The organism is Aliirhizobium sp. YIM B11859, from assembly GCF_057163345.1.
On record NZ_JBXHAY010000020.1, the window covers coordinates 24,435 to 35,442 of the forward strand.

Genomic DNA, 11,008 nt, shown 5'->3' on the forward strand with positions numbered 1-11,008 from the left:
ATAAGCGCAAGAGCTACCGGATAACGGGAACAGGCGCTCTATCTCCTCCGAAGGCTTCTGGTATCGGTCGGCACAACGCTCGCGCTCTAGCCGACCTCATCGATCCTCGTGTTGTTGCGGATGAGCAGCCCTCGGCGTTAATAGGCATTGCCAGCGCGAGGGGTATCATGCTGGGAGCCGCGACGGCGGTAGCGCCCCCCACATCGACTAAGCTCGCATGACCTCGCCGCCGTTCGACCTCAACGACGCCATTAGTACCGGTCCGAGCGAAAATTCCCCTCGCCGGCTGCGCGCCGTCAAGTCTCGCAGGTATCCCCCAGCCGAGGTGATGTGCCCTCCCTTCTCGAGGATGCAGGCCATGGTGGCCGCGGCATTCTCTGGCCCCATCACCTCGCAGGCATTCTGGTAAGCCGACGGGCTGACGCCGAGCATCGATCGAACAACCACGGCAGCGGCCATCAGATCGCGCCAGTTCGAAATTCTGCCACCAGGTCCGTAGTCGGTGATCTGCGGGCAAGCTCTCAACACCATTGCCAGCGGAAATGCCTTCATCGGTTCGACGACACGTGGCTTGGTTGGCTCTGCCGTCGCGCCCTGCTCTTCTTCTGAGCGAGGTTCAAAATCATAGCTGGATTCGGGTTTTGAATTCTGTATGTGGCGCCCATAACGGATATCATTGATGCCTGTTTTCTCTGAATTTAACTGGATTTCCAGACGGTTGATGATTTCCTCGCGCAACAGTCTCATGTCTTCGAGCACATTTTCCACCTGGTCCCGGTTTGGCGTGCGGGGAAGCGCTGCAATGATAGATACATACATGGCCTCTACTGCCTCCCAGTCACCATCGGCGCCCTCTTCCATCGCTGCGCTGATCAATTTGCGAACATCACGGCGGCATAGCGTCAGAGCTTCCTTCGAGCGCCGGAACGCCCTCCCCTCCTCCGCCACCTGCTGCGCGAGGCCGGCAAGTTCAGCGGCACGCAATACGAGCGGCTCGAGATCGAAACCGAAAGCTTGTTCGATTTGGCCCTCGCCGTCGCGGTGGGCGTATCGCTTGCCGTTCGGGCTGTCGCGTCGGTGAATGAGGCCCGCGTCGATGAGTGCGGCGAGATGCCTGCGCAGCGTCGTGCCTGCTATACCATGTGCGCGTACAGACAGCTGGGCGTTAGACGGAAAGACTACCAGGCTTCCATCAGGTTTCAGCTCGTTGCTCGGATAGAATGTCAGGAGAGCATCGAGAACTGCCAGTGCTCTGTCTTGCAGACCGAGCAGTTGGCGGACTTCCGCGACGTCGCGAAACACTTTCCATTTTTCTACGGCCCTTCCCTCTCTCGGCACCGGCGCATCGAGCTGCCCTTTCACCAAGGCAAGCGTCATCGGCCGCCGCCCGAACGGCGTCGTCACATTTCCAATCTGCATTTTCTTTCACCTTTCAGAAGGCAAAAGAAATCCGCTCACCAAAACGGTGCCAAAGACTCTTGACTGGGATTCGTGGAAATGCGATTCTTGCTTTGCTACAAGACAGAGAAGGGCTTCCACGACGGGAACGTTTGGGGGCCTTTTTCTTTTGCTGTTTTGATCCTTTCTTGATGCTCTAAAGCGTCGTCAGTTTGGTCATGATCTGCGCGATGCCAAATAAGCGGCGTAGAGATCGCGCAACTGCTCCATGACGAGTTCTGCAAATTCAGGCGTAGCTTTCTCATCGAACTGCAGAGAGATCTTCATCCCCTTGCGCTCAACGGATGCAAGCGTGACACCTTCCTCCGATTTAATCGATTCGGAACCCTTATGAACGGGCTGGACCGATAACGCAGCCAAGACCAGCTCAAACCTTGTGTCTGTATCTGCGCCCTTAAATTTCGGGCTTCCCAATACCTCGTCGAGCACTTTTGATCTGGCCTGTGGCAACTTCTCAGCCAGCGCTACCCACCTCGGACGGCCAATCTTGGGCGCGGGTCCGATTGCTTCGATTAGATCGCGCGGAAGCGAATGACCAAGCGAGATAAGTTTTGATAGCTGGGTTTTCTCCATGCTAAGCGCCGCCATGATCACCTTGCGATCATAGTCCTTCGCTTCCAACGCCAAGGCGAAAAGTGCTCGCTCGATGTAGCTGAGGTCGGCACGGGCGGAATTCTCCTGCCCCTGGACAACAACCAACTCTTCGTCAGTCAGGTTCTGAACAACAGCCTTTACGGTCCTGCCGAGCTGAGCCAGGACGCGAACTCGGCGATGCCCGAATGCGATTTGATAATGATCTGCCTTAGACGGATGTGGCCTGACCAGAATAGGACTTTTCTGTCCGGTGCCGCGGATTGCTTCAACCAATTGCTCGTAAGCTTCACCATCACTGGCAAGGCGATCTGAAATGAAAGAGCCCTCGATCTTTTTCGGATCAAGCTCCACAACTGCCGATCCTGCTGCGATCAAAGCGCGGGCTTGATCTGCTGCGCTAGCAATGTTGCCCAGAGAGCGCCCCATGGCTCCAACAGCTCCTGAACGAATGTGCTGAAGCTTCTTCTCTTCCACCGCAGCTTCGAGCTCCAAACTGTGTTCGGTTTGATCAAAGTTGCTAGGTGGCAACTCCCGTTCTCGCCTAGTTAGCATCGTTTTGAGAGTGTCCTTGCGGCTCATTCGGCTCTCCCCCATGCCTGACGGATTAGTGTCTCGATTTCCCCGTTCACTGCGTCCAATGACTCGATAGCCCGATCATAGGTAGACTTAGAGAAATTCTCTCGGCCGACTTCATAAAGCGTCTGCTTGGAGAGGCCTGCGTCAGAAATCGCCGTCGACTTCAGCATCGCGTTCGTACAAACACGTTCGCGGAATAAAGATCGCATAAATCCGACCATTTGCGCCTGAGGTCCATCGGACGGCTCATAGCGAGTGACTATATAACGGATGAAATCATACTCGAGGTCACCGCCAGAATCCTGGACGACACTGAGGAGGTCGGATGCCATCAATAGGAACTGGCACATCGACATAACGTCGAGCATCTGCGGATGCGCTGTAATCAGCAGACCAGTAGATGCACACAACGCACCCAACGTCAGGAAGCCGAGCTGTGGAGGGCAGTCCAGAACCATCACGTCGTAATTGCCGGCAACGGAACCGAGTGCAGTAGCTACACGACCGAAGAATGGTTCTCCGGAATGATCGGCTAGGGCACGAGGTGTATCGTGCTCGAACTCCATAAGCTCCAGGTTCCCGGGTACGATATCGAGACCAGGAATGTATGATTTGCGAATGACGTCGCTTATAGGTCGCCTTTGATCGTCGTAACGAACCGCCGCATACATCGTTTCATTGGTGCCGATATCATACTCTGGCTGGTATCCATGAAGCGCAGTCAATGAGGCTTGTGGGTCAAGATCGACGGCTAGAACTCGATAACCCTGTAGGGCTAGATACTGCGCGAGGTGGGCTGCTGTCGTTGTCTTGCCCGATCCACCTTTGAAATTGACGACGGCCATTACTTGGCAATGGTCACCGGGCTTGCGATGAGGGACGTATTCCTTGCCTTTCGAGGTCTGATCGAGGACCGCACGAAGTTCGTTGATCTGGTCAAGCGTATAGGATCGGCGGCCACCTGCGCTGATAGTCGGTTGCGGACCTTTGCCATTCAATGAGAGTTGGCGCAGATAGGCGTCAGCTATTCCGATGAGCTTGGCTGCCTCCACTGATGAGAATGAGCGCAAAACCTTCTGGGCCACTGGCGGAAAGAGCGCAGCTCGCATCGCCTGCAGCTCTTCAGAGAGCGCAGCACCATCACCCGCAATGACTTCCGTCATGGGACGTTTGTCGCCTAGAACGACGTGCTGACTACGAGCCTTTGCCATAACTACGAAAATTCTCCGGGATCGGTGCAAACTTCGTAGTTAAAATGCTCCGAGTCGGAAACGATGGCAAGGGATTTAAAGTTAACGAAAGGTTAACGGAAAAATAGGCAAATCAATAGCGTACCAGTGCCTGGGAGAAAGTTGCTAGGTGGCAACTCACAGCTATAATGCATCTAGTACGCTAGATTGTCGCGCTAAGCCAAAAGTCCGGCAGTTTCCGACCATGCCGAACGATGAGGGACCAAACCTACACGGTCGGAGAAACTTTCGCCGTCATATCGACACCCAGTGCGCGCATAACCGCAAGGGTTGTCTTCAGCGTCGGGTTTCCGCGCTCGCTGAATGAACGGTACAGCTGCTCACGAGAAAGCCCAGACTTGCGAGAGATTTCGGTCATTCCTTTTGCACGGGCAACGACACCTAGAGCCTTGGCTATATAAGCCGCATCGCCTGTTTCAAAAGCGTCAGCCATAAACGCGGCGATCTCCTCATCGTCGACAAGCGCGGCAGCGGGATCGTAAGCTGTGAGTTGTTCAGTCAATTTACACGCTCCATTCCTTGGCAAGTTTCTTTGCAATGGTGACGTCTCGGGTTTGCGACCCCTTGTCTCCACCACACAGCAATACGATCAAGACATCGCCGCGTTTTTGGAAATAAACGCGATATCCAGGGCCGTAATGTATTCGCAGTTCGCTTACGCCTTCGCCAACCGGTTCCACATCACCCGGCAGGCCTTCGGCTAACCGCATCAGTCGAGACGCTATTATGGTTCTAGCTCGCTTGTCGCGAAGATGCGTTTCCCATTTGGCGAAGGTCGCCGTCTGCCTAATCTCGATCATTGCATCTGATGTAGTCGAAAAACTACATTTTTACAACTAGCTCACCCGCGACGCTTTACGGCACCGACTTTTCTCGCACGGAGAGGTATTGAGCACTCAATCAAACATTGGAGGACGCCCTTGTCCGCAATTGGGCTGAAAGGGCAGGGGGGCGACTAGGCGCACTCAACCAAGTGCTAACAAGAGTGAAACCATTCTACAGCGTAGTGTGTGGAAATGAGGGTTCGTAGCATATCGACACTGTGATTGTATTCGGCCCCTTAGGATTTACTCCTTCCCCGGCTCGCTCTTGCAATCCTCTTCAGTTCGAAATGGTAGCGATAAAGGGATACTTGGTCGCGACCCCTTCGCGCCACTAGCCGTAATTGCGCCCACCATTTAAATTGGTACCTTGGTGGGAAGGCATAATTGGTGATGTGGTCATTTGGGGAGTAAGTGCATGAGGCTACCATGGGGGTGGGCGATAACTCTCGGTATTTTCGTCTTGGTAGTTGGATCGGTCACATTTTTCAGAATACCCACTCTCGAAGAGCTAGGGCGGCGGTGGGTGCCCAAAGATCCTCTATCGCAGGACGAGTTGCACAGGCTTGGCGCTCTTCAGGCCGTGGACGAGTATTGCAACGATTACGTCGAGCGAACGCCAAAGGTAGACGCTCTTGAGAGAAGGCTCAGCTTTAACCCAGCGCAAAAACACGCGCTCGTCAAAGCCAAAGAAAGCTTCAAGGACGCCGATTGCGGGAGATTACGTTTTCAGTTTCCCGACATGTATCGGTGGGTCAACCTTTGACCGCTTCGGGCCGAAGGCAGGCATGGCAGAGAAGCGCTAACAGCGCACGTAGCAATGCCGTGCCGCAATCATCGGCTCATAGTACCATCAGGCCCGGGTAGGCTTTGTTCGAGGGGATGGCCGCCACCCCTAATGACAGTATTGCGCTACGCCTGTATGTAGGAGTCGCAATAGGAGACATGAGCGAGAAGGCTTAGAAAAGACTCCGCGAACGTAGCCGCTAACGGGTTGAATGGCCGAGGCAAAATGGCGACTAATGAAGAAGAACCTGAGGGCTTAGACAACAGTTCGCCTGATAGGCAACGGCTCGACTACCCGCTCGATGATGTGATGGTACGAAGTGAAACTCGTACCGTTGCTGAAATTGTGCGGCGTATCGAAAATGGTCGATACGTTATGGACCCTGACTTTCAAAGAGATTTTGTATGGCCGACTGACAAGCAATCTAAGCTGATCGAAAGTTGCGTAATGCGCATCCCGCTTCCGGTCTTCTACGTAGCAGAAGGAGAGGACGGGCGGGTAACTGTAGTGGATGGCTTGCAGCGGTTATCTACTTTCCGCGCATTCCTCGGCAACAAACTGTCTCTTAAAGGATTGGGTGAGGAACATCCTCTCGAGGGGCTACGCTACGACGACATGCCCATCAATCTTCGAGAGCGCATCGAGGATACGCAGCTTACGCTTTACATCCTTGATAAGAACGCCCCGGAAGCGGCCCGTTTGGACATATTTGAACGCGTAAACAGCGGTGTTCCCCTAACGAGGCAACAAATGCGGAACGCGTTGTATAACGGGCAGGCGACTCAATGGATCGCTAACCGTGCAAGACGCAATCCCTTCATTCGCGTCACCGGAGGCTCACTTTCCGCGACAACGATGAGGGATCGAGAAGCGATTAATCGCTTTTGCGCTTTCTCCTTCATAGGGCATTCTAAGTATACTGGTGACATGGATGAATTTCTGGCCGAAGCCCTTCGTTTGATGAATAAACTTGACGAAGCTTCGCTAGAAGAAACTCGGATTGACTTTACCAAGTCGATGAACCGAAATGAGAAGCTTTTTCAAAAACACGCTTTTCGAAAATCGCTAATCTCTACTCCATCGGCTAACCGGAGTGTCCTGAACATAGCGCTCTTTGACGTAATGTCGGTTGTTATTGCCAAAATCGATGACGAGCAGTTCGAGAGTCAGCAGCGCTACATTAAAGATGCGATAATCGAACTCCTGAAGAATGATGATTTTTCCAACTACATAACGTACTCAACCAACAGTAAATTTCAAGTTCAAGGCAGGTTTCGGTTGGCAGAGGAGGCCCTCGAGGTATATCTTCCATGATTACTGAATTGTCCCTACGAAATTTCAAGTGCTTTTCGAATTTTCGTTTTCAGATTACCGCTTTGACCGCACTGACGGGTTATAATTCCTCAGGTAAATCGACTTCAGTGCAAGGCCTTTTGCTCATTTCGCAGGCATTGCGGGCCCAGAATAATTTAAGCTCCATAGCTCTCAATGGCGAGTTGCTTCGAATCGGCTCGTTCGTTGACCTTCTCAGGGTGAACTCAAACGAGTTGGTTGAGATTGGCATTGCCGACCAAGCAGGGGGAGAGGCTCGGTGGACATTAGGCCAAAGCACTAAATTAGATAGGCGATTTCTCGATGTAAAAGGTTTGCTGGTGCGTCAGCAGGGTGGCAAATCGAGCCTCGAACGTCAGCCTAGAGTTTTGCCAGCGGCCGGGCGCGCGCGGGAACTAATGGAAGAGATTCAGGATGTCATTTACATTAGTGCTATTCGCAAAATTGAAGATGCGGCGTTTTCACCGCCTGAAGATACGAAGCTAATCCAAGGCAACGTGGGAACGTGCGGGGAATATGCGCCGTGGTGGCTTGCTCGAATGGCTGATGAAATATCCGAACCGGCCCGACGGAACTCCAGTGAAAAAGGCATAACGGTTAGGTCGCAGGTAACCGCATGGCTTGACTACCTATTCCCTGGTGCGGCGGTGACCACCGAGACCTTGGTCCCCACTTCACTTACGGCGTTATCATTTGCAGTGGGAGGCTCTAATGTCTGGCTACGACCATCCAACGTCGGTTTCGGCCTCTCATACTCTCTACCTATTTTAGTTGCATTGCTCTGCGCCAAACCCGGCCAATTGATCGTGATCGACAGCCCCGAGGCTCATCTGCATCCGCGGGCTCAGTCGCTTTTCGGCAAGATGCTCGCTCGTTTTGCAAACGCCGGGGTCCGAATCATCGTTGAGACGCACAGCGATCATGTTCTTGCTGGGATGCGGATGGCGGTGAAGAACGGCGAGATAGGCGCAAACGATCTCAGCGTGTATTTTTTCGGCAGCCCGGACTCCGAAGTTGGCTCAACTAGCGTGTCGCTTATAAAGGTGGATAAAAACGGGATGATCGAAAGTTGGCCGAAAGGGTTCTTCGATCAGAGTGAACAGGACTTGGCCACCTTGAGCGGTTGGAACTAACTTGCAAGCCTTTCTCAATGAACTATCGCTCGAGGGGCAATTCACAACCACTGAGGGTTTGGTGGAAGCTTTCAGGACGCTTATGCGCGCCCGAGTCCAGCATTCTATTCTGTCGCGAAAGCTTTATTGTTCACGAACACTTCCAACCGTGAGCGGCGTGGCCGGCGAGACGATTGCACAAACAATCTCACGTCTCCCGCGCGACGAGAAGAACTCGTTTTTGCTTTGGTTGGCAAATAGAGGACCATTCACCGACGACATACGCACAGAGGAAGAGGACGATCTCTTTCAGTATGAAGATACTGATGTCACCGAGCAGGGGCTTGGTGAAGCTGCCCGAAGAAAGAAAGCTGGCAGGCGGGCAGTTGTCTACAGCTTTTCTCCCGGTCTCACACGTCAGTTTGATTTTTCTCCTCTAACAGTCATTCAGGGCTGGGATGAGAACTTAATTGCGGAAATCGAACTGCAAAACTTCTGGGATGTCGATTTACTCGCGCAGGCTTTGGCCCAGGCTGAGCCAGACCCGGAAAATTGGGGAGCGGTTATTGAGCAATCAATCCAAAGATTTCCAAATCTCTGTATCGCTGAGTATATCGTTGATGAACTGCGACGATCACCCTTTTCTGTTTCACTCGCAAGAAATGTTTGCGACCTGCTATCGGCTCTAAATTCCGTAAAGACGGAAATGGACGTTCAAGGTAACCTATCCCCCGTTGGCGTGCAGTTGGTGCAGAAGTATTTTGTGGGAAAAAATGCGTGGTTTACGGATGAATCAGACAGGAACAAAATAGACTTCGAGTCCGATATGTCGTTCGTTGATCCGATAACAAAACGAAAGATCACGTGCTTCTGGCATGGTAAAATACAAACTCCTCAGTTCCGAGTTCATTTCGAGTGGCCCGTATCAGATTACAATTCTGGGCTAAAGATTTGCTACATCGGACCCAAGATCACGAAAAGATAGTAATTGGTCGATAATCGATCAGGCTGAGAGGCATTGCGTGAACTAATGCTTGCATCCCCATACATCGGGGACGGACTACGTATGTTCTCAACGGTGACGTCAGCTAAGGGCCGACTCCGGTAATCAGATTAGACGCGCCGCCCGGCCACTCCGCCGGGTTGCGTTGTTATAATAGCTCGACGCCTGCTGCACAGACCGGTGACGCGATTGCTCCATCGCCTCAGGGAGCGGAATGCCACGGTTTGCCGCTTCGGTCAGATACCCCGACCGCAACCCATGCGCCGAAAACTCCCCAGGATCCAACCCCGCCATCTCCGCCCGCTGCTTGACGATATCGTTGACCGATTTCGGATCGAGCGTCCGCTTCGACACATTGCCCCAGCGATCCACTTTTCGGAACACGGAGCCTGTCTTGATCCCGGCAGCGGCCATCCAGGCGTTCAATGCCTCAACCGGCCGGCCGGTGAGATAGACGACCTCGTCGTGATCGGCACCGGATGTTTTGGTCCGTCCGAGATGAATGGCGAGAGAGGGGAGGGGAGGGCCGTTCTCGACAACGATCGGCCGCTCGTCCGTCAGCTGCTCGCGACGCAATCCGGCGATCTCGCTGCGCCGGCGTCCACCAGACGCAAACGCCACCATCAGGATCGCTCGGTCGCGGATGTCGCGCAGACTGCCGCTTGCACAGGTCGCCAGCATTTTGGCCAGCACGTCACCAGTGACCGCCTTGGCACTCTTGCGTTTTCGCGGCCGCGGCGTGGCGCGCACGGCAAGACGGATCGCCGATTTGAGGGCAGGGGAGGCGAAGGCGCCGGGAAGTCCGCGCCATTTCGTCAACGTCGACCAGGTGGCCAGCCGCCGGCGGACAGTGTCAGGCGCATGCGGGCCTATCGTCTTCAGAAAACCCTGGCTCCGAAGGTTTTGATCCACCTCTGCCGGCATCCCGTGTTCCGGGTCGTTTTCGCGTTTCGCCGGATCCCAGAGATGGTGCGCGACGAATTTTAACAGCAGCGCTTCAGGCGCCGGCCAGGGCAGGGATTGTTTCGTGGCCGCCAGCGACCAAGCCTGCAGATAAGCGAGATCGGAGGTGAGGGCGCGGAGGGTGTTCTCGCCCATGCCTTCGTTCACCAAATGCCGCAGGGTCTCGACATCCTGATCGGTGAGCAGCTCGGCGAGCTCGTCGCGACGCTCCATTGGCAGGACAGCGGCGATCGTATCGAGTTCATGGGCTCGACGATCGACGAGGTCGCTGGCTGTTCGCTTAGTCGCCATGGGCGAACGGTCCGAGGACGGTAACACCCTCCTTGCGCGCGGCAGCGGCCAGTTTGCGGTCGAGCGTTGCGAGCGGAACGCTGCGATTAACGGCGAGCGCCAGATAGGCGGCGTCATAGGCACTGAGGCCGTGATTGGCAGACAGCAGCAGGACATAACTGTCACCGCCAATGCCGGCATCGTCGAGCGGCAGCCGGCGCACCCGCTCCATGTTGACCAGGGCGGCACCGGCCGCAATCCGGCCGCGGCGCTCGGACATCAGCAAAATGTTGCGGATCTCGAAGAAGAACAGCGACGGGACGGGGCAGGGGGCGTCGATCGTCGCAATCACCGCCTCGGCCGCGTCAGAAAACTCTTCCGGCAACAGCCAGGCTGCTGCCATCGAGGCGTCGATGACAAACGACATCAGCGGCGGCCTTCGTCACGCCACGAGAGGATTTCCTCATGGGTGGACACGGTTGCCTTGAGCCGGGCGGCGCGGACTTCGGCGAGCAGCAGCTGCAAGTCGTTTTCCTTGGCGATACGGGTCACATGGGCGATCGGATCATTGCCGCGGGCGATGACGAAATCCTCGCCGGCCTCGACGCCGGCCAGCAAGTCAGAAAGATGGGTCTTGGCTTCCGAAATTTTCACGGTCTTTGTCATCGGTGCGGACCCCGTTTTGGCTTGAAACGCGAGAATAGGCGGCCAAACAGAGTTGGTCAACCATCTGGTCTTATAACCCCCGATAAGAGATACTTATCGATAGTTATAACACCAACCGACGATCGTACCATGTGAGGAACCAAAACTTTACGATAGAGTTCCTATAAGAGATCGTT

General features: G+C 54.4%; 12 protein-coding genes. 4 read left to right on the forward strand and 8 right to left on the reverse strand.

Features of this window, described 5'->3' with window-relative positions; translation table 11 throughout:
- Window positions 1–207 precede the first annotated feature (207 nt).
- From repC to AC2GXZ_RS31235, 5 genes are all read right to left on the reverse strand, one after another.
- Entirely contained in the window at window positions 208–1,419 is a 1,212-nt protein-coding gene (gene repC, locus AC2GXZ_RS31215) for a plasmid replication protein RepC (RefSeq protein WP_483763142.1), read from the reverse strand.
- Between the two features lie 195 nt (window positions 1,420–1,614).
- Window positions 1,615–2,631, reverse strand: coding sequence for a plasmid partitioning protein RepB (gene repB / locus AC2GXZ_RS31220; protein ID WP_483763143.1), 1,017 nt, complete (start codon window positions 2,629–2,631; stop codon window positions 1,615–1,617).
- A complete protein-coding gene (gene repA / locus AC2GXZ_RS31225) occupies window positions 2,628–3,791 on the reverse strand; it encodes a plasmid partitioning protein RepA (protein ID WP_483763144.1) in 1,164 nt (387 codons plus the stop codon). The genes repB and repA overlap by 4 nt, the downstream gene beginning before the upstream one ends.
- 295 nt (window positions 3,792–4,086) lie before the next feature.
- Window positions 4,087–4,380, reverse strand: a complete 294-nt coding sequence (locus tag AC2GXZ_RS31230; RefSeq protein ID WP_483763145.1) for an addiction module antidote protein — start codon at window positions 4,378–4,380, stop codon at window positions 4,087–4,089.
- Window position 4,381: 1 nt separating this feature from the next.
- On the reverse strand, window positions 4,382–4,678 hold the full coding sequence (locus AC2GXZ_RS31235) for a type II toxin-antitoxin system RelE/ParE family toxin (protein ID WP_483763146.1): 297 nt from the start codon (window positions 4,676–4,678) through the stop codon (window positions 4,382–4,384).
- Between the two features lie 439 nt (window positions 4,679–5,117).
- Here AC2GXZ_RS31235 and AC2GXZ_RS31240 point away from each other — a divergent pair, with 439 nt between their 5' ends.
- The 4 genes from AC2GXZ_RS31240 (at window position 5,118) to AC2GXZ_RS31255 (ending at window position 8,915) form a co-directional block, all read left to right on the forward strand.
- On the forward strand, window positions 5,118–5,465 hold the full coding sequence (locus AC2GXZ_RS31240) for a hypothetical protein (protein WP_483763147.1): 348 nt from the start codon (window positions 5,118–5,120) through the stop codon (window positions 5,463–5,465).
- 246 nt (window positions 5,466–5,711) lie between these two features.
- A complete protein-coding gene (locus tag AC2GXZ_RS31245; RefSeq protein ID WP_483763148.1) occupies window positions 5,712–6,800 on the forward strand; it encodes a GmrSD restriction endonuclease domain-containing protein in 1,089 nt (362 codons plus the stop codon).
- Complete coding sequence (locus tag AC2GXZ_RS31250; RefSeq protein ID WP_483763149.1) at window positions 6,797–7,951, forward strand: DUF3696 domain-containing protein; 1,155 nt, start codon at window positions 6,797–6,799, stop codon at window positions 7,949–7,951. The genes AC2GXZ_RS31245 and AC2GXZ_RS31250 overlap by 4 nt, the downstream gene beginning before the upstream one ends.
- Window positions 7,952–8,099: 148 nt before the next feature.
- On the forward strand, window positions 8,100–8,915 hold the full coding sequence (locus AC2GXZ_RS31255) for a hypothetical protein (RefSeq protein WP_483763150.1): 816 nt from the start codon (window positions 8,100–8,102) through the stop codon (window positions 8,913–8,915).
- Window positions 8,916–9,038: 123 nt separating this feature from the next.
- Here AC2GXZ_RS31255 and AC2GXZ_RS31260 read toward each other — a convergent pair whose 3' ends face one another.
- The 3 genes from AC2GXZ_RS31260 to AC2GXZ_RS31270 are packed head-to-tail and all read right to left on the reverse strand — an operon-like array spanning window position 9,039 to window position 10,832.
- Complete coding sequence (locus tag AC2GXZ_RS31260; protein ID WP_483763151.1) at window positions 9,039–10,187, reverse strand: site-specific integrase; 1,149 nt, start codon at window positions 10,185–10,187, stop codon at window positions 9,039–9,041.
- The gene (locus tag AC2GXZ_RS31265) at window positions 10,177–10,593 is read right to left on the reverse strand and encodes a type II toxin-antitoxin system VapC family toxin (protein ID WP_483763152.1); all 417 of its coding nucleotides are present in this window, start codon (window positions 10,591–10,593) and stop codon (window positions 10,177–10,179) included. The genes AC2GXZ_RS31260 and AC2GXZ_RS31265 overlap by 11 nt, the downstream gene beginning before the upstream one ends.
- Entirely contained in the window at window positions 10,593–10,832 is a 240-nt protein-coding gene (locus tag AC2GXZ_RS31270) for a type II toxin-antitoxin system Phd/YefM family antitoxin (RefSeq protein ID WP_483763153.1), read from the reverse strand. The genes AC2GXZ_RS31265 and AC2GXZ_RS31270 overlap by 1 nt, the downstream gene beginning before the upstream one ends.
- Window positions 10,833–11,008: the final 176 nt, after the last annotated feature.